Consider the following 17,604-nt stretch of genomic DNA (forward strand, 5'->3'; position numbering starts at 1 on the left):
GCGCGCACGCATGACGCCCGAGCTCGCCGATTTCCTCGCCCCCGGCGTTGCCGCGGACGACGTGCCCGAACTCGCGCCGCTCGCCGCGGCGCGACCGCTGATCGACGCCTTCATCACGCTGTTCCGTGGCTCCGAGGCGGAGGTCATGCTGCGCCTGCTGGTGCTGCGCGAGATCGGTCAGGAAGCGGAATCGCCGCGCTGGTCGCCCGACGCCCTGCGCTCACGCTTCACCTACCTCGACCCGGTAAAGCTCGAAACCGTCCTGAAGCGCCTGCGCGACAACCAGCTTCTCGCCTACGCCGACGACGGCAATTACCACCTCTCGGACCTCGGCCGCAACGCCGTGGCGGCCATCGCCATGCTGCTGCGCTTCTCGGCCGAAGAGGACGCGGAGTTGGGCTTCCTCACCGCCCAGCTCGCCGGCCTGCAGGCCGTGGGCAGCATTACGCCCGAAGCGCTCGGCCACCTGCTGTCCAAGCTCAACGATCTCACCTGGCACTTCGAGGAGGCGATCGCCTCCGGTTCGGAATTCCAGATCCTCGGTGCGCGCCGCCGACTTTCCGCCAACGAGCGCTGGCTCGCGCGCGGCACGGAGATCCTCAAAGGCCTGCTGGCTGATCCCGAAGTCGATTTCGAGATCGCACGCATCGCACAGCGCATCGGTCTTGCCCAGTCCCGGCTCGCACGCACCGACGCGAGCTTCCAGCGCGCGCTCAACAAGATCGAGGCGCAGCGCGTCACGCTTGGCGCATCGGGGATTTCCTCGTCCGACGTGGTTGCGTGGCTGCGCGGGCTCGACGCATCAGCCTTCGCCGCTTTCGCGGAGGGAGCGCTCCTCGTCGTACCCGAGCAGCCCCTGCTCGCCGGCGGCCACGAGCTGATCGACCGCGCCGAAGGCGTGCTCTCCGACGAGATCCGTGCCCGCGAAACCGACACCGCGCTGCCGCCCCCAGACGCCGCCGCGGTGAACACTGCCCCCGAGCAGGACGATCTCGCGCTGCTCGAGCATTTTGCCCGGCGCCTCGACACCCTGCCCGATTCCGCCCCATTGCACTCCGTGGTGGCCGGCGGCGGCTTTGCGCCCGCCTCCTATCGCCTGTCGCTGCTGGCCCTGCTCGCAGACGGCGAGTCCGCCGGGCCTGCCGACGGCCCGATCGGCGAATTCATGCGCCTCCCCGTGGACATCCACTTCGGCGATACGCTCGTTCCGGTCGGCGAGGACGAAATCGCCGCCATCTCCGAAGGCAGGGTGATCCCACGCCCGACCGCCTCCGCAGCAGCGGAGCCCGCGAACGCGCGCCCCCTCATGGACGCCTGATGGAACACGAACTCAAGACCCTCACCGCGCGCCTGCTCGCGCATCGCTGGCTGCCGCGCAACGACCGGCTGGTGCGCCGCGCGCTGGTCGACGAGACCTTCCGCGTCGAACTCGACCACCGCCTCGCAGCCGTCGGCTTGCAGCTCCAGGACAACCCTTACGCCGCGCACGTCGCCGCCGTGCTGACCCCAGAGATGTTCGAACCGGTGTTCGGCGCCCGGCGCGAGTACGCGGCAAGCAACGTGGGCCTCACGCGCGACGAGATCGCACTGCTCGTCGTGATCTGGTCGCTCATTATCCTGCCCAAGCGCGAGCGCCAGGTCACCCGGCGCGAGCTCGCCGACGACGGCCAGGGCGACATGTTCGGCGCCGACAAGCCCGTGGTCCACGGTGAAACGGTTTCCAGCGGACTCTCGGAAGCCTCCCTCATCACCGACTTCGGCCAGTTGCTCGGCGGCAAGACCAAGGTCAAGAACTTCATGCTCGGCAAACTCGCCCGCCTGGGCTTCATCGAGCGGCGCAACGGCGTGCTCTACGAAGGCCCACTGCTCGACGTCGCGCTCGACTACCGCGTGCTTGCCGACCGCATCATCCACGGCACGCTCGCCGATGTGCTCAAGAACGCTGGACACCCGGTCCCCGAAGCCAACGCCTTCGAAGCGGCCGAAGTCCTGCCCGACATCGACGAGGACGACGAAGAAGAGGAAAACGCCTGATGTTCCACATCAAGCAACTGGAAGTTGTCCACTGGGACTACTGGCGCCGATTCACGCTGCCGCTGGACGCACAGATCATCACCATCGTCGGCCCCAACGGCTCGGGCAAGACGACGCTGCTCGACGCCCTGCGCACCCTGTTCGCGCTGCGCTGTTCCGGCAAGCGGGACTTCCGCCGCTACGTGCGCCGTGCCGAACGCAGCTTCGCATGGATCCGCGCCGTCGTCGCCAACAAGCCGGGCGCGACCGGCCGCCGGCCGTTCTTCCCCTGCCTGCACGACGAAGTCACCCTCGCCTGCCGCATCCGTCGCGCCGGCGGCGAATGGACACGCGATTACGCCATCATCGACGGCGACCAGCCGATCGAGGTCCTGGAGCAGACCGAAGACTGGGTCGGACTGCGCGACTACCAGAATCGCCTCGCCTGGGGCGGGCTCACGCCTGCAATCGCCAAAGTCCTCGCCCTCGAGCAGGGTGACACCGACAAGCTGTGCGAGTACTCCCCGCGCGCGCTGCTCGAACTCGTGTTCGACGTCTTCGGCGACAAGGAAGTGCTCGACAACTACCAGGCCGCACGCGAGGAACAGAAGAGCGCCGAGCGCGAGCTCGCTGACCTCGGCCTGGACCTCGACCGTCTGCGCGCCCAGGCCGAGGGACGGCGCCTCGAGGCAGACAACTACCTGCAGTGGAAGCAGCTCGCGGACGAGACACACGCGCTCGAAGCGGAGATCGTCCCGCGCCTGGAAGCGGCCGAGCTTGCGCGCGAGGTTGCCGCGGAACGTAATGAACTCGGTCGCCAGCGTGGCGAATACGCGCTCAAGCAAGCCGAGCGCCGCGCCGCGCGCCAGCGCCTGGACGAGGTCCAGGCCGAAAAGACCGAGGCGGAGGGCCGCCGCAGCAGCCTTCGCGCCGAGCATGACGCGGCGGCAGCGGCACACCTGCTGGCGCACGACACGGTGCGCGACTTCGAGAAGCTCGTCACCGAGCGCGACAACCTGCGCGCCCAGCTCGCCGCGGAGCACGGCGCGGACGCCGTCGCGCTCGAGGCGCAGCACGAGGCAGCCGAAGCCGCGCTGCGCGAGCTGAAAGCACGGGAACGCACCCTCGTCGCGGAGTTCGAGGACAAGACCACTTCACTGCGTAACGCCAGGAGCCGCTCGGGGCCGCCGTCCGATCCCGAGGTTGCCCGTTTCCGCACGCTGCTCGACGCCGAAGGGATCCGCCACAGCGGGCTGGCCGAGATCGTCGAAGTCACCGACGCCGCATGGCAGGCCGCGCTCGAAGCCGTGTTGCGTCCCTACCGCCACGTGATCCTGCTCGAGCGCGAGTCCGACCGCCATGCCGCCTGGGCGCTCGGCGAACGCGAGCGCTTCCGCCATTTCGTCGTCCCGGAGCGCGAGGAGGCCCCGCCAGCGGTTTCCCGCAGCCTCGCCGAGGTCGTGCGCTTCTCGGCCCCTGTCCCGCGCTGGCTTGCGGATCTGCTCAACCGCATTCGACGCGTCGACAGCGTCGAAGCCGCCCGCGACCTGCCGCGCGAAATCGAATGGATTACCCGCGACGGCTACCACCGCGAACGCCGCGGCGCCCGCCACCTGGGCCGCCCCGCCGAGTTCCATTTCGGCGAACTCGCCCGCCAGGCGCGCATCGCACAACTCGCGGACGACATCGCCGGACTCGATCGCCAACTCCAGCACCTGCGCCCCCGGGTTGCCAGCGCCGCCGACGAACTCACCACCCTGCGCCAGCGCCTGCTCGGCCTGCAATCCGCACAACTGCTCGCCGCCAAGGCCGAAAGCTACGCCGAGGCCGAAGCCGCGCTCCCGTCCGCCCGCGCGGCGTTAACGGCCGCCATTGCGCGATGCACCGACACGCAGGGGGCGCTGGACGAACTCGCCGGTCGCATCAACGGCGTCGTGATCGAAATCGACCGCCGCAACCGCGAACTGCGCGCCATCGACGGCCGCATCACCGAACTCGAAACCGGTGCTGCACCGCGCCGCCACACCCAGGCGCAGCGCATCCAGCGCCTGCGATCCGTGCGACGCGGCATGCCGGCACACTGGCGCGACCCCGCCGAGATCGCGCTGCTGGCCGAGCGCTACGAAAACGCCGCCGCCGCGAGGCGCGAGCGGGATCGCCTGCGTGCGCGCCTCGACGAGGGGGACTGGGTCAAGGACCCGACCGTCATCACCCTGTCGGATCGGCTCAAGGCGGACGTCGCCCAGCGCGAACGCGACTACCTCGAACGCCAGGGCTACTGCGCGACTGCGCGCCGGCTCACCGAAGAGGCACGCTCCGCGTACATCGCCAAGCTGCGTGCCACCGTGCGCCAGTACGGCAAGAACCTCAAGGCGCTCGGCGAACTTGCTGGCGTCGGGGTGGACTGCCCCACGCCAGCCCTGGGCGACGACGACCTCTCGCTCGGGCAGGCCGGGCTTGAAGTTCGCTTTGACTTCGACCGCAAGGGCGCGGTCGGCCTCAACGACGGCGAAGCCTCGGGCGGCCAGCAGGTCATGAAGTCCCTGATCCTGTTGATCGCGCTGCTGATGGACGACGCCCGCCCCGGCGGCTTCGTCTTCATCGACGAGCCTTTCGCCCACCTCGACGTCGCCAACATCGACCGCGTCGGCACCTTCCTCCGCGCCACGCGCGCCCAATACCTGATCACCACGCCGGTCACCCACAATGCCAACGTCTTCGCCCCGGCCCAGCTGACGCTGGTCACGCGCAAGAAGAAACCGGGCGAGGACTGGGCGCCGACCATCGGTGTGCTGACACGCGCGCTCGCGTAGATTCTGGGATATTCTTTACTGTTCGGACCGGGTCGCCGGCTGCACCGATGACCGTCGGCAGCAGGCGACCGTCAGGAGAAATCTTGGTACATCGCCAAGACTTGCCGCATCGACGACCTTGATACCCTAGCGCACCGATCATGTTCGAACATTTCCACTGGCTGCCGTTTCTCTTCGCCATCACCGCTCTGACCATGTCACCGGGGCTCGATTCACTGCTGGTCATGCGTAATGCGGCCCGCGGCGGAATGCGCGACGGACTGCTCACCAGCTTCGGCATCTGCCTCGGACTGTTCGCCCACGCCACCGTCTCCGCCCTCGGACTGTCCGTCATTCTGCTCGGCTCGGCGACGCTGTTTGCGACAATGAAGATCGCCGGCGCGGCCTACCTTGTCTGGTTGGGAATCCAGAGCCTGCGCTCCGCGTGGCACGCGCAGGGCATGCGGATCACGGTGCAAGGTGCGAGGGTCGTTCCGGCGACAACCTCCCTGCGCGAGGGGCTTTTGTCGAATGTGCTGAACCCGAAACCGATCATCTTTTACATGGCCTTCCTGCCGCAGTTCATCGATCCCGCCCACTCGGCGCTCATCCAGTCGCTCGCGATGGCCGCGATCCACTTCACGATCGCAATGCTCTGGCAGGGACTGCTGGCCCTGACGGTAAACCGTGCCCGCAGCCTCCTCGAGCGCCCTCGCGTAAGCCGGATCATGGATGGCGTCACCGGGATGCTCCTCCTGGGATTCGGGGCCAAACTCGCGGCGACGCAGAACTGAAACAACGCCAGCCGCCTTGCGCGGTGCCAGCGGTGATCTAAGCGGCGTCCTCACAGCAGGTGGCCCGCCAACTGGCGCGCCTGGTGAAGTCGCTCACGGGACAAGACTTTGCCGTCCAGCGCGGCGCGGGACACGGAGTCGTCCCCTCGCGCCGTGATACCGCGCTTTACATTCACTACGTGCGTAACTGACGAAGCACCCTCACCGCCCGACCCGGTCACCTTTCACTGGCTGCGCCCGACCGACGCCGCGTACACGGATCGCAGCCGGGCGGACAACCAGTACTGCACCGCATCGCCGCAGCTCCCGACCGAGCGCGCGAAGAACGCATTCCAGAAACTCGCCAGCCGGCGCTCGACCAGCACGTGGATCGCATACGCCACAAGCAACACCGCCATTGCGATCAGTGAATACGCGATCGCACGGTTCCCGTCGTTCGCGAAGCGCGATAGCAGCATGTAGCCGAAATGCGCGTGAATCAGGTATATCGGGTAGGTGAGGCCACCTGCGAGCCTCGACGCGGGAAGCCTGAGCGCGAGCCCCTTCCTCGAGGTCAGGAACACGAAGAAGAGAAACTGGCCGAGCACGACCGCAGCGATCGTCAGCGCCGAGAATTCGATGCCTTTGTTAGCGGTCAACCCTGCTGCCTTGCCAGCCGAAAAGGAGACACACAGCACCAGACTGACCAGCAAGGCTGCGAGCGAAAATCGGCCCTTCTCCTCCATCCGCAGTGCGAACAAAGCCCCGGCGGCAAAATAGGCGTAATAGGCCGACGCATACGGCAAGCTCTCCATGCCAATGGCACGCATGAGCAGGATATAGAAGGGCCACAGCACCAGAGCATGGTGGAGCTTCGACTGAACGCCCGCGGCCAGCATCAGGAACACGGCAAAATAGAAGCCCCATTCGTACTGCAAGGTCCAATACACGCCGTCGACGAAAGGCTGCCCGAACAGCTTCGGAAGCATGGTCAGATTTACCAGGACTTGCGGCCACGTCACCGACATCTTCTCGCCGCCCCAGTACGCCGCGAAAGCGGTCGTGAAGAGCACAGCAACCCAGAAGGCCGGGAACAGGCGTACCGCCCGGACGCTCAGGAATTGCCCGGCTGTCTTGTTCTTCGCCGAAAAGAAGATCACGAAACCGCTGATCATGAAGAAGAACTCGACACCGAGAAATCCATACTTCGCGAAGGCGACCAGTTCGGGTATGTGGCTGATCGACGTGACCTTGCCGTTACTGATTCCGTTGAAGAAGTAGTGGTAGGCAACGACGGCCAGTCCGCCGCCGAAGCGCCCATAGTCGAGCAGTTCCAGTCTTTTCATCCCTTGGCTCCAGCCTGCGGGCGCGAACTCGCGATCCGGACCACGCCGGATTCAACCGCTTCACGCCCTTCCTCGTTCCGAACCTAACAGAAAAGGAAAGGAGCCCCGGCCGTCGGGCGTTGCAAGGTTTTGCAGCCGTTCGTCGGAATCTGGTCAGGGATGTCAGTGATCGCGCGCAATGCCCGATCGGCAATTTCGTCGCGATGAATCAACCACTCACAATTCGGTTCGCATCAGGCGGCATGGAACGTGGATCTGAAAAGAAAAACCCCCTGCACTTGCAGAGGGTTTTCGCGGACCACCGTTGAGAGTTGTTGGCGCTTTGCAAACGCCGGGGCTCTTCACTCCCACTCGATTGTCAATAGCATCGTGGAAACCATTGTGTAGCAAGGCTTTCGGCCTGATGCGGGTGGCTTGATACCGACAGCGATACCGACAAATTGCCGCGTCTCAGCGGGGTCACCTGGCTAGCTCCATCCAGTTCATGTTGTCCCATCGTACCGGCATCGCCCTCGGCTCCCTCAAAACTGCCCTACTGAGGGGTGGTCGAGCCCTTTCCAACGGGGAGCCCCACTCGAATGCTGAGGGCTAATGGTATCAGATGCGGCTTTCGCCCCTCGTCTGACGGTATCAGCGACAGCGTCTTCTGCGGGGCTAACGGTATCAGAGCCGAATCACCCCCGTACTTTGACGGTATCAGCGGCTGAAGCATCCCGGACACCCGTGTCTGATACCGTCAAGTCAGTGTCAAGTCGTGCCATAGAGCACCACGAAAGCCCACTTACGCGGCACGAAGGACGCCAACCCGAACACGCTTCGCGAACCGAACAGTTCGCTTACCTCGACATCGACGCGCCCGACAGCCTGTTCGAGGGCATCTTCCTCGACCTGTACTTCACGCGAGCAATCGAGTGATCGAACACTTCACGGATCGGCCGCCCACCGTGCTGCCCAAGCCTCGGCACTGGCTCCCGAAGCAGCGTGAGAAGTCCTCACCGTGTTGGCGGGGCCCGCCTTGGCCCGATCACCGCGGACTTCGGAGGTCAGGCGTCATCCAACCACGCCATAGGCACGAGCTTGACGCCGTTGCGCCACTCGGGCAAGCCGACAACCCCGTCGATGTCGCCCCACACGTCGCGCGAGGCATGGTCAAGTACGATGAGCTGCAAACCGCCTTTGGTATCCAGAGCCACACGCCCCATCACCTCGAACGCCTGTCGAACGGCGTCCACGTCTTCGTCCCGCAGTTGGGGCTCCTCGGCCTCCTCGTCTTCCTCGTCCTCCGGCCGCGCCACGATGCGCTTCGGAAAGTACACTTGGCTCGGCTGGTCAAGCACGAGGAATGCAGGGACGGGCCCCCTGCGCTGCGACAGGAAGAACTGATGGAGCGCCAGCAGCACTGCCAGGTGATAAGAGAGCCAGTTGGAGCCACTGCCAATCTCGGACAGGTAGTCGTCACGTTCCGGGCCACGCACCTTGATCGTCAGATCGTTGATCTCCAGGGAGATTGGATCGTTCGGGCTCTCGACATCGAGGTGCGGCAGGAGCCGGCCAGCGTTGTTGCTGATGGCATGGAGGGCCCGACGCTTGCGTGCTTCGACATCCTGCTCGCGCAACTCGGCCTCCAACTGCCGCACCAGTTCCTTCAGGCGCACAACCTCGTTGACGAGTTCGCTGTCACTGCCCAGCCGGCGATGCAGGTCGAGGGCGGATTCAAGGTTGCCAACGAACCGCTCGGCCCGTTGCGCGGCAAACTGCCGTTGGCGCGCTTCGTCCGAACGCCCCGACAAGGCCCGCTTGCGGATCTGGACCGAGCGCAGCCGCTCCGTCGCCTGTCCGACCTCCTCGGTCACGCGCTGCAACTCGCGGTCAAAGGCGGCCGGCACCTCCTTGTCGACGCCGGCTTCTGCCTCGACTTCCCGCAGGCGCTCCGACAGCACGGCCAACTTGCGCTTAGCCGAGTCCGTATGGCTGCCGCACATCGGGCAGTCCGCCTCGTCGTCGGTGTGAGACACCAACCAGTTCGATAGCTGCAGGCGTCCCTGCTGCAGCGCGAGGGCATCCTGGTATTGGTCGACGCCGACGCGCATGCGGTTCATCTCACTGAGCCGATGGCGCAAGGTTGTCAGCTCACGCGACACCTCGCGCTCCTCGACCTCGAGGCCGCTGAGTTCGCGCAATGCATCCGAGATGGTCGACGTGCTCACCGACAGCGTGAGGTCCGTGCGCGCGACGACTTCTTCCAGTCGCTCGATCATCTGGCCACGCGAGAGCTCCTGCTCCGGCTTGGCGGCCAGCCCCAGCTCTTGGGCCTCGCTGAACTTCGCCCTCAAGTCGGCCAGCCAGCGCGCAGACACCTCCTGGGCGTCCTTGAGCTCCCGCTCCTTGCGACGCAGTTCCTGCCGGGCACGCCCGAGCTCGAACTGCTTCGCCATCAGCGTCGGCGTCACGGCCCCGAGCACATATGGGAAGATCTTCCGAAGCTTCTCCCGGTGTTCGTAAGTATTGGCCTTGAAGAACAGCACATCCGGATTGGCGACGACGTTCTGCGGCTGGAACGTGAACGCCGCCAGATCGCGGAAGCTGGGGCGACCGTCGAAGCCCATCGATTCGCCGCCGCCCGAGAAGTCGAGCTTGGACAGACCCGCGAGTTCGTCGAGCAACCGCTTCACTGCGTCCGCATTGATGTTCTTGGCAATGCGATGGGGGATATCCGTGATCCGCTCCGCTTCCAGCAGGTACATGTCATCGGTACTGCGCTGCGCACCGGGCTCCCGCCGGGCCAGCAGCTTGTCGCCCTGCGCGGTCGCCACCACGATACCGAACCACTCGCAGTACTTACGGATGGTCTTGACCGGGATCGAGCATGTCCCCGCGCCCAGGCAGTAGTCGATGATGGGAATGACGGCGGACTTGCCGGTTCTCGACGCACCGCTGATGACGTTCACCTCCCCCAGTTGAAACTGGAGCCGACGCGGCTCGAAGTTCGGGTTGCGCGGCCAGAGCACAATTTCGCGAATCTGCAGATACATCAGATCTTTACCTTCAGCGTTGTCGTCACCTCGTGCAGCGTCAATTGGCCGCACCACGCGCCGAGCTTTTCTGCATCGGCCAACAGTTGCTTCACCTCGTCGGGTAGACCGCGAGCCTTGGTGCGCGACAAGGGGATTACCTCTCCACCCTCGAGCAACTGGATCAGGTGCCCGGCCGCGGCCAGCTCGATCGACTGGAGGCTGAGCGTGCGCCAGCGGACTGCGCGCTCGTGAACCTGGAGAAGCAGGTCCTGTTTGGAGATTTGGGAGTCCCCGAATTTCGCGGCGAAGGCCCGTAGCCCAGAACTGGGCCGGGTACGCCGTAGCAGTTCGGTGGTCGCCTGGTGCAGCACGATGGGCAGCACCAGGAACAGCATCGGCAGGCGCGGAGGGTCACCGACGGGATGGGCTTCGACATAGCCGCAGCAAAAGCGCCAAAGAGCGGCGGCGCCGAGCGCTGGGTTCTGGATGTTCTGTGCTTCACGTGCCAGCATCGTCACGCAGCCTTCTTGACCTTGAGCTGCTGCTCGTAGTCCGGGTGCCATCCGATCGACAAGTCATCGGCCAGCCGGTGAAAACACCCCGGAATGAAGTGGTCCGGCGGCTGCATGGCCTGGAGGGGGGTGGTGAAGTCCATGCAATCGGAGTAAAGCGCCTGTCCCTGGATCTCACCAGGCTTGCTGCCATGCTCGATGCCACAAGTACGTCGCTTGTTTTTCCAACTGCGCTTCAGCGCGGCGTCCAGGTCATCGAACGACGACTCATCAACTTCGCCGCTGACGGCCCAAGCCGTGCGGTCGGCGGCGGCCATCAGATAGTCGCTCGCGGCCTCCAGCTTGTCCTCGAAGGGCATCCCGATGAGGTCCAATTGCTGAACAAATATCTTCGGCAATTGACCGCGCGACTCCTCCTCGCTCGGCGCCTTGGCGCGGCTCGGTAATACGGTGTCCCGATCGACCTTGCGCAGGTAGGCAGCGTACCAGCCATAGAACGTGTCACGTGCGATGACGGCCGGCCGCCCGGCCTCCAGCAGTTCGTCCACCCGACGCTTCACGACGCCGCACATGTGGTCGGCGATATCGGCCACCTTGGTCGCGGAAACCGGATGGGTGCGGATCACAGCCTCGATGTCAGCCTGGGGACTTCCGCTGCCAAGGGTCAGCTGAAAATTGCAGATGATCCGCTCCAGGCAGGTCTGATCTGCATTGAATACGCGTTCCAAGTAGGGGGCGATCTCGTCAGCCACGGTGCTTTTCAACGCGAAGTCCGGCGACTTTCCCCACAAGGCGTCGCGCGCTAGCGCAATGGCCGCCCGCGCCTCCTCCAGCGTACGGGCATTGGCGAATGCCTCGACGAGTTGGCCGCCGACCGGACGGGAGACATAGATCTCGAAGACCGTCTTCTCCAGGTCGTAATCGGAATCTGCCCCTAACGTCGTCCAATTGGACAGCGTCTTCCACAGCGACTTGGCGCGATCGGCGACTGGATTGGCCGTCAGCGCACTCTTGCTCTGGATCAGGCGCGTACCCTTGTCTGCGTGCTGCTGCGCCACATCGTCGAGGTACTCCATACTGCAAAAGCTCCCGGCGGGCGCCTCCAGGAGGAGTTGCGTCATCCGCGTGTACTGGAGACCATAGCCCAATGCCTGGCCCGGCACCTCGGTTCTTCGATTCTTGGAGCGGGAGGATCCGCCGCCCTTCGATGTCGCCATTCAGTTCGTCCTCGACTGATTCCTATATCATTTTACAATGGGTAACTTGTTACGTCATATGGTTGAGTTGGCGCAGCGTCATGTGCCGGCCAAGCATCTTGCCCTCGTCCCCTTGTAGCGCAAAGTGGCCGCAGGATTCCGGCGAAACTGATCGAGCGATGCACCGATTTCGCTCAGGGAAACAGACGGTCGCATTGCCCGCGGAATGCGCACGAAAGACACGTCCTCAGAGACTGGGGCCGGCGCGGCAGGACACGACCTGCGAGAATATCTTCCCGCCTCCTGACTAGGGCCACCACGTGCTCGTCAGTCATCAATTGGACACGATGCGGGATCGGCAAGGCGCGCCCCGTCGGTGCCTTCACCAGTACATACCCGTACGACGCCACCGACTGCCCCGTCTGACCTATCACTGCCATCCGCTGCGCCGACAACTGGATCACGTCCGAAAGGAAGGGCCGGTTGATCCAGCGGGTCTTGAGCTCCACCAACACGAGCAGGCCAGAAGGCAGGCGGTATGCGCGGTCAATCTTCCCCACCACCCCAACGGGGTTGGAAGCCCAGAACAGTCTCTCCATATCGACCAGTTCGGCATCCCGCAGCGCGTCCGGCCGTGAGGCTCGCTCGGCGAGTGCGGCATTGGTCTCTGCCGACTGCCGACGCGCTATGGCCAGCGCGAGGCATACGACGACAATAGCGCCAAGGACGCTACATCCTAGCGCCGACATTGCCTGCCTCCGCGCAAACCTGGCCACCATCGAAGACACGCCGCTATCGCACCCAAGACCACGCGTACCGGAGCCTGCAAGGCAGGCCATCGGCGCAGGCATTTGCAGATGCCGGGCGCCAACCGGTAGTAGGACCAGATGACGCGGCGTCCCCAAACGTTCCGACGTAGCGCAATGTCCCGGAATTGGCGCAGCACCTGGGTCTGCCAAGACTCGCCGAACACGCAGGTGGCGATGAAGCAGCGCCCCTTCCGCGTGGCCTGTGCAGAAGCTGCCAGGCCTTCTCGATAGAAGCGCTCATGCTCGACCAGCCCGCGCTCCCGGGCTCGCTCCTGCCCGGCGGTGCGGCGGCTGCCATGCCGATGTTCGAACATGACCAGCCGTTCGCAGCGGCCCATCTGGGCCAGTTCCGAAGCACTGACCATCCGATCGTTCGCCGACTGGCGCGACCGCTTTCCCATGGCCGCCTCACCCGTCGATCGCTGGCGCGAAGATGTCGTTGGTGACATCGCCACTGCCCTCCTGCGCCCCACTTCCGGAAGGTTGATGGGGCAAGCCCCGCCCCATCCCGGCGATCACGCCGCTCTGCGCCAGCAAGCCGTCGTAGGCCAGCACGCGCAGGCGGTTGACCCGCTTGGTGCCCTTGTGGAAGCGGATCAGGTCGTCGTACAGGCGCGGATGATCGGCGCGCGCCAGTTCGAAGACGAGACGTATGGGCTTGGGATCCTGCGTGGTCTCGGCGCTCATTCGATTTCTCCCGAGGCGTCGTGGCCCCGCTCCTTCCCGGTGGCGGCCATCACGCTGCGCGCGTGGTTCTGCCCCGCCAGCTGGAAGCCCCGCACATTGGCGAACATCGGCTCCTTCACTTCATGGATGCGGTGCTTCGGGAACGCTGCCTTCACCGCCTTGCGGAACAGGAAGGCCCCGCCGCCGACCAGGATGATGTTTTGCAAGCTGTGTGGTGCCTCGATCCACTGCTTCATAGTCGAGACCGCCTGCTCGGCGACCGTCTCGGCCAGAGGCAGCAGGCGCTTCATGTCGTAGGGCTTCTGGAAGATCACCGGCTGCTTGCCGGTGCGAAGCGCCAGGTCGATGGCGTCGTAGTCCCGGTACGGCGAGCCGATGTCTTTCGTGATCTCGGCCGCCAGCAGCCGCAGCACGTCGGACATGCCGCGGTTGAACGAATAGCTCTGCTTCTGCACGAGCCGCATGCCCCGCGCCACCAGCCAGTCGAACGTACGCGAGCCCGGATCGATGATCAGGCTCTGCTCGTGGCCGATCTCCGCCATCTTCTGGTGCTCGGAGGCGTAGTGCACCAGTGCGCCCTGCGGCTGGGCCACGGCCAGGGCCTTGCCGACCGTCACCGCCTTGCCGCCACCAATGTCGTGGCGACCGGTCATGGCCTTCTCCAGCGCCGCCTTCTTGACCGCGAAGAGCGCCACCGGCAGGCCGACCACTAACAAGTCGATGCGGCTCACCTTCATCATGGAGAGCGCCCCCCGCAGCAGCGCCAGGTACTCGGGCGTCTCGGTGTATTCGTCGTGCAACTGCTTGGCACGGAAGGTATCGGCCGCGAGGCTCACGTCCGGCCCGACCTCGTAGAACAGCGGGCCAATGGGGATGCACACCGTCTTCTTGCGCTCGCTGGACGGCCACGACGGCGAGTCGTCGCTCGACGGATAGGCGACGGAGGGGAAGCTGGCGCAGCGGATGTCGGTACCGGCTGAGGCGGTGACGAACTTGGTGTTGCCGGATCCGACATCCACCGCTCTGACGATCAATTCCATAGCAAGGCTCCGAGGTAGAGTTGAGATCGATCAGCATTGACAGGACGATCTGATCCCGCCACACGGAATCCCCACTCTTTGCGCCCGATTTCGGGATCTGGTCCGACTCGCTGTCAGCAAACCAGCGCCGTACAGACAATCCAGTGACACCTAAAAACGTCATCCCTCAAGGGGACTGCGTGTGTGTCACTACGCTCTCATTCAAACCGCTGGTATCAACCCCGTATGCCGAACTGGCGGCGGGTGCACGCCAGCACCGGACAGGTCCCGGTCGGCCCCAGAGGCCAAAGATTTGCTCGTCAAGGGCAGGCCGCGCTTGGTTGTCGTCTTCCGCCGAAAAATAAGCGAGCCTCAGACCCCGATTTCAAGTGCCACCCGCAAGCCCACGGAATTCCATGGGCGTGCGGTCGTCGGCCGTTGACGCCATCGATGGGGAGGAGTCAACTGTGGGCTCCCGTGGCCTCCTGGCCAGCTCCATCGCGGAGCAAAAGGCGTTGCGGTCGTTACCCGCCCTTCAAGCGCCCCGACCTGTCGAGTCGGGGCGGGTGTGGCCTTCAAGGCCTCGCCCCCGAGGACTTTCATTTCGTAATGCCTGCACCGGCTTGCCAGCGTTGTCCGCTGGGCGTTCCCTCGAGGACGCGCCGATGCCTTGAGCAAATGGTCCGGACGGCACCCGATGCCGTCCCGCTGTTCCCGTCATCCTTCGAGCATGCGCATCCTGCGCCGCACACGGTCGTGCTTGCCCCTGATGGGCTCCCCGTGTGTCTTCGCTCGTCAACCTGGCACCGCCCTGGACTTTCGGTCAGGGGCGGACCCATGCAGGTGGCTGACGATACGAATCGAGGACTGATCCACCGGTAGCACCCGGCTCGACCGGCGTGCCGATGTCGTGCCATGCCCCAGAGGCGCGGCGGCATCCCCAAGCTCGCGAGCGCAGAAATGCGTGAGTGGGACGGATCACCGTTTCATTTTTACGACCGACCGAGCCGATACCTGCGCTTGCACGTAGGCCATCGGCAAATCCTTGGGTAGGTGCAGCAACGTCCGTGGTTACGTGCTGCGCTGAACTGCCGCAACCACGGTCGGGCCAGACTCCGGAATCCGTCTCGCCCGCCATGCGGGGATTCCATCCATTGCTGTGCTGTGCGCCGCCGGGACGGCCGCACGGCGTTCATTCGAAGGAAAGCCATGTCCACTGCCAATCCCACGTCATCCACCCGCCGCCGCGTTCAAGGCACTGCCGGGCTGGGCCGTGCCGCCCCGCTGCAGCCCACCCGCGATCATGCCCAGGCCAATCTGCCGCCTGCGGCCATCCTCGTCCGCTACAAACCCGGCAAGGCCGACCCCATGAAGGTGCTCGAGGTGCTGCTCGGACTCTTCAATAGCCTGCACACCTCGCTCGACAAGACGGTCTCGCACAAGACCCGGCAGGAGCGCGCCGACTTCCTGCGCCGCTTCTTCCGCGACCTCAAAACGAAGGCCGGCTTCAAGACCCTGCCCGACCCACGCAACCTTGGCGAACGGCACATCCAGGCAATGGTGAAGATCTGGCAGGAGGAGAAGCTCGCGCCGGCCACCATCCAGACCTACCTCAGCTTCCTGCGCGGCCTGGCGATGTGGTTGGGCAAGCCCGGCTTCATCCGCAAACCGGCCGATTACGGGCTGAGTACCGAGGAGTACCAGCGGCACGAATATGCGCAGCGCGACAAGAGCTGGTCGGGCCAGGGTGTCGATATCGACGCGCTAATCGAGCAGGTTTGCGCCTACGACCGCTATGTCGGCGCCTCGCTGCGCCTGATCCAGGCCTTCGGGCTGCGGCGCAAGGAATCGGTGATGATCCGGCCGCACCGGTGTGTCGTGCCCTTTGAGGCCACCGGCCTGTCGCCTGACGAGCGGCGGGCGGACCACTACCTGCGGATCAAGGAGGGCAGTAAGGGCGGACGGCTACGGTTTGTGGCGCTGGACAGCGCAGCCGGCATGGCCGCCCTTGACTACGCCCGTGCCGTGGCGGAAGGCGAGGACGCGCACCTTGGCGACCCTCGGCATGACTTGAAGCGCAACCTGCGCCGTTTCGACTATGTGATGGAAAAATTCGGCATCACGTCGAGCGAGCGCGGAATCACCGCCCATGGGCTGCGCCACGAAGCGCTGATCCGGCGCTTTGGCGATGAAACCGATGGCGAGGCTCCGCCGGTGCGCGGCGGAGGCCCCCTCCCCACCGACCTGGACCACGCTGCGCGTCAGGCCGTCGCCGAAATGGCAGGCCACGGGAGGATCAGGGCCTCTGGCGCATATTTAGGTTCGTCAGCAGTTATGCGCAGCAAACCGCAGAAGAGGCCACCCGGAGTGGAGTCTGGCGGCTCAGGCTCGGCATGATTTTCGAGTGGCCCCAGGCCACGATTCGGCCTCAGCCTCTTCAAGGGGCTACAGGGAGTGCAGGCAGTCCAGCAGCGTCTGTTCTGCTGCCACGACGGCAAGCTGGGCAACGGGGTGTCGTCGGCCACCTTCTCGAGGGCCCTGCGCTTCATCTCAAGGTTGGCCCGGGCGTAGATCTGCGTGATCTTCACGTCCACGTGCCCGAGGAAGTCGCGGATGATCTCCAGAGAGACGCGACTTTGCAGCAAGTGCCTGCTCTTGGTGTAGCGACACACCTGCTCGAACAGAAGGTTGACATCCGCATCATCCAGGCACTGCTCGGTTACAAGAAGCTCGACACCACGGTGATCTACACCCAGGTCGCCACCGACCTGCTGCACGAAGTCGTCAGTCCGCTGGAGACGCTGCAGCCAGTGTAGGCGCATCGTGGTACGCCCCGCACTGGGGGTCGCACTGGCCTACAGTAGCAAGGCGCTCGTCCATCGGCTTCTGTTCGAGGTTGCCGCCGAGACGCTGCTCACGATCGCGGCCGATCCGAAACACCTCGGCGCGACGGTTGGCGCCACGCTCGTGCTGCACACGTGGGGCTCGGCAATTTTGCACCACCCGCGCGTGCACAACATCGTTCCCGGGCGCTACCTGGCGGCCGACGGTCAGCGCTGGATGCCTGCCGGCGGGGCTTCTTCTTGCCGGTCAGAGTGCTCTCGCGCCTGTTCCGGCGGCGCCTCCTGGAAGAGCTGGCGAAGGCGCATCACTGTGCTTCTTCGGCGAGTTCGCCTCCCTTGCCCGCCGCGTTCCTCCGCTGGCTCGCACCGCTGCGCACCTGCGAGTAGGTCGTGCATGCCAAGCGGCCCTTCACCGGCCCCGAGGTGCTGCTCACCTATCTGTCGCGCTACCCCCATCGGGTAGCGATCTCGAACAGTCGCCTGGTGTCGCTCGACGCCGGCAGCGTCTCCTTCCGCCGGAAGGACTACCGCGCCAAAGGGCGCACCCGCCACAAGACCATGGAGCGCAATGCATATGGCGTACCTGCGCGACGGGCGGTG

At 65.1% G+C, this 17,604-nt stretch carries 15 protein-coding genes and 1 pseudogene; 8 read left to right on the forward strand and 8 right to left on the reverse strand.

Features of this window, described 5'->3' with window-relative positions; all coding sequences use genetic code 11:
- The first annotated feature begins 10 nt into the window (after positions 1-10).
- The 4 genes from U5817_RS12790 (at position 11) to U5817_RS12805 (ending at position 5,599) form a co-directional block, all read left to right on the forward strand.
- Complete coding sequence (locus U5817_RS12790) at positions 11-1,318, forward strand: hypothetical protein (RefSeq protein WP_407277532.1); 1,308 nt, start codon at positions 11-13, stop codon at positions 1,316-1,318.
- Positions 1,318-2,034, forward strand: a complete 717-nt coding sequence (locus U5817_RS12795; RefSeq protein ID WP_407277533.1) for a hypothetical protein — start codon at positions 1,318-1,320, stop codon at positions 2,032-2,034. The genes U5817_RS12790 and U5817_RS12795 overlap by 1 nt, the downstream gene beginning before the upstream one ends.
- Positions 2,034-4,826 carry an AAA family ATPase gene (locus U5817_RS12800; protein WP_407277534.1) on the forward strand — a complete coding sequence of 931 codons (2,793 nt, stop codon included), beginning with the start codon at positions 2,034-2,036 and terminating at the stop codon, positions 4,824-4,826. The genes U5817_RS12795 and U5817_RS12800 overlap by 1 nt, the downstream gene beginning before the upstream one ends.
- Positions 4,827-4,966: 140 nt before the next feature.
- Positions 4,967-5,599: a LysE family translocator gene (locus U5817_RS12805; protein ID WP_407277535.1), complete on the forward strand. Its 633-nt coding sequence runs from the start codon at positions 4,967-4,969 to the stop codon at positions 5,597-5,599.
- Positions 5,600-5,823: 224 nt separating this feature from the next.
- Here the strand turns inward: U5817_RS12805 and U5817_RS12810 are convergent, their stop codons facing one another.
- Complete coding sequence (locus U5817_RS12810; protein ID WP_407277536.1) at positions 5,824-6,924, reverse strand: acyltransferase family protein; 1,101 nt, start codon at positions 6,922-6,924, stop codon at positions 5,824-5,826.
- Between the two features lie 744 nt (positions 6,925-7,668).
- On the opposite strand from U5817_RS12810, the gene U5817_RS12815 reads away from it, so the two are divergent.
- A complete protein-coding gene (locus U5817_RS12815) occupies positions 7,669-7,839 on the forward strand; it encodes a hypothetical protein (RefSeq protein ID WP_407277537.1) in 171 nt (56 codons plus the stop codon).
- Positions 7,840-7,967: 128 nt separating this feature from the next.
- Here U5817_RS12815 and U5817_RS12820 read toward each other — a convergent pair whose 3' ends face one another.
- From U5817_RS12820 to U5817_RS12850, 7 genes are all read right to left on the reverse strand, one after another.
- Complete coding sequence (locus U5817_RS12820; protein WP_407277538.1) at positions 7,968-9,956, reverse strand: DUF3732 domain-containing protein; 1,989 nt, start codon at positions 9,954-9,956, stop codon at positions 7,968-7,970.
- The gene (locus U5817_RS12825; RefSeq protein WP_407281069.1) at positions 9,956-10,450 is read right to left on the reverse strand and encodes a three component ABC system middle component; all 495 of its coding nucleotides are present in this window, start codon (positions 10,448-10,450) and stop codon (positions 9,956-9,958) included. Before U5817_RS12825 ends, U5817_RS12820 begins: the two co-directional genes overlap by 1 nt.
- A 2-nt stretch (positions 10,451-10,452) precedes the next feature.
- Positions 10,453-11,667, reverse strand: a complete 1,215-nt coding sequence (locus U5817_RS12830) for an ABC-three component system protein (RefSeq protein WP_407277540.1) — start codon at positions 11,665-11,667, stop codon at positions 10,453-10,455.
- 173 nt (positions 11,668-11,840) lie between these two features.
- Positions 11,841-12,395, reverse strand: a complete 555-nt coding sequence (locus U5817_RS12835; protein WP_407277541.1) for a PD-(D/E)XK nuclease family protein — start codon at positions 12,393-12,395, stop codon at positions 11,841-11,843.
- Positions 12,383-12,856 carry a CFI-box-CTERM domain-containing protein gene (locus tag U5817_RS12840; RefSeq protein ID WP_407277542.1) on the reverse strand — a complete coding sequence of 158 codons (474 nt, stop codon included), beginning with the start codon at positions 12,854-12,856 and terminating at the stop codon, positions 12,383-12,385. Before U5817_RS12840 ends, U5817_RS12835 begins: the two co-directional genes overlap by 13 nt.
- Positions 12,857-12,863: 7 nt before the next feature.
- Positions 12,864-13,142, reverse strand: a complete 279-nt coding sequence (locus tag U5817_RS12845) for a hypothetical protein (protein ID WP_068635369.1) — start codon at positions 13,140-13,142, stop codon at positions 12,864-12,866.
- On the reverse strand, positions 13,139-14,182 hold the full coding sequence (locus U5817_RS12850) for a PRTRC system protein D (protein ID WP_068635370.1): 1,044 nt from the start codon (positions 14,180-14,182) through the stop codon (positions 13,139-13,141). Before U5817_RS12850 ends, U5817_RS12845 begins: the two co-directional genes overlap by 4 nt.
- Before the next feature lie 1,188 nt (positions 14,183-15,370).
- Between U5817_RS12850 and U5817_RS12855 the strand changes: the two genes are divergently transcribed.
- The 3 genes and pseudogenes from U5817_RS12855 to U5817_RS12865 form a co-directional block, all read left to right on the forward strand.
- Complete coding sequence (locus tag U5817_RS12855; protein WP_407277543.1) at positions 15,371-16,558, forward strand: integrase domain-containing protein; 1,188 nt, start codon at positions 15,371-15,373, stop codon at positions 16,556-16,558.
- 248 nt (positions 16,559-16,806) lie between these two features.
- Positions 16,807-16,977 carry a tyrosine-type recombinase/integrase gene (locus U5817_RS12860; protein WP_407277544.1) on the forward strand — a complete coding sequence of 57 codons (171 nt, stop codon included), beginning with the start codon at positions 16,807-16,809 and terminating at the stop codon, positions 16,975-16,977.
- A gap of 16 nt (positions 16,978-16,993) precedes the next feature.
- Positions 16,994-17,565, forward strand: a pseudogene (locus U5817_RS12865) (transposase); the annotation flags it as partial.
- Positions 17,566-17,604 lie beyond the last annotated feature (39 nt).

Origin of the sequence: Aromatoleum evansii (assembly GCF_045689615.1) — a bacterium.
Lineage (GTDB): Bacteria > Pseudomonadota > Gammaproteobacteria > Burkholderiales > Rhodocyclaceae > Aromatoleum > Aromatoleum evansii.

Bases quoted from the DNA above. Each gene is read 5' to 3' on its own strand.
- U5817_RS12800 (WP_407277534.1), top strand. From the start codon at position 2,034: ATGTTCCACATCAAGCAACTGGAAGTTGTCCACTGGGACTACTGGCGC.
- U5817_RS12850 (WP_068635370.1), bottom strand. From the start codon at position 14,182: ATGGAATTGATCGTCAGAGCGGTGGATGTCGGATCCGGCAACACCAAG.
- U5817_RS12855 (WP_407277543.1), top strand. From the start codon at position 15,371: ATGTCCACTGCCAATCCCACGTCATCCACCCGCCGCCGCGTTCAAGGC.
- U5817_RS12805 (WP_407277535.1), top strand. From the start codon at position 4,967: ATGTTCGAACATTTCCACTGGCTGCCGTTTCTCTTCGCCATCACCGCT.
- U5817_RS12820 (WP_407277538.1), bottom strand. From the start codon at position 9,956: ATGTATCTGCAGATTCGCGAAATTGTGCTCTGGCCGCGCAACCCGAAC.
- U5817_RS12835 (WP_407277541.1), bottom strand. From the start codon at position 12,395: ATGTCGGCGCTAGGATGTAGCGTCCTTGGCGCTATTGTCGTCGTATGC.
- U5817_RS12810 (WP_407277536.1), bottom strand. From the start codon at position 6,924: ATGAAAAGACTGGAACTGCTCGACTATGGGCGCTTCGGCGGCGGACTG.
- U5817_RS12830 (WP_407277540.1), bottom strand. From the start codon at position 11,667: ATGGCGACATCGAAGGGCGGCGGATCCTCCCGCTCCAAGAATCGAAGA.
- U5817_RS12825 (WP_407281069.1), bottom strand. From the start codon at position 10,450: ATGCTGGCACGTGAAGCACAGAACATCCAGAACCCAGCGCTCGGCGCC.
- U5817_RS12795 (WP_407277533.1), top strand. From the start codon at position 1,318: ATGGAACACGAACTCAAGACCCTCACCGCGCGCCTGCTCGCGCATCGC.
- U5817_RS12840 (WP_407277542.1), bottom strand. From the start codon at position 12,856: ATGGGAAAGCGGTCGCGCCAGTCGGCGAACGATCGGATGGTCAGTGCT.
- U5817_RS12845 (WP_068635369.1), bottom strand. From the start codon at position 13,142: ATGAGCGCCGAGACCACGCAGGATCCCAAGCCCATACGTCTCGTCTTC.
- U5817_RS12790 (WP_407277532.1), top strand. From the start codon at position 11: ATGACGCCCGAGCTCGCCGATTTCCTCGCCCCCGGCGTTGCCGCGGAC.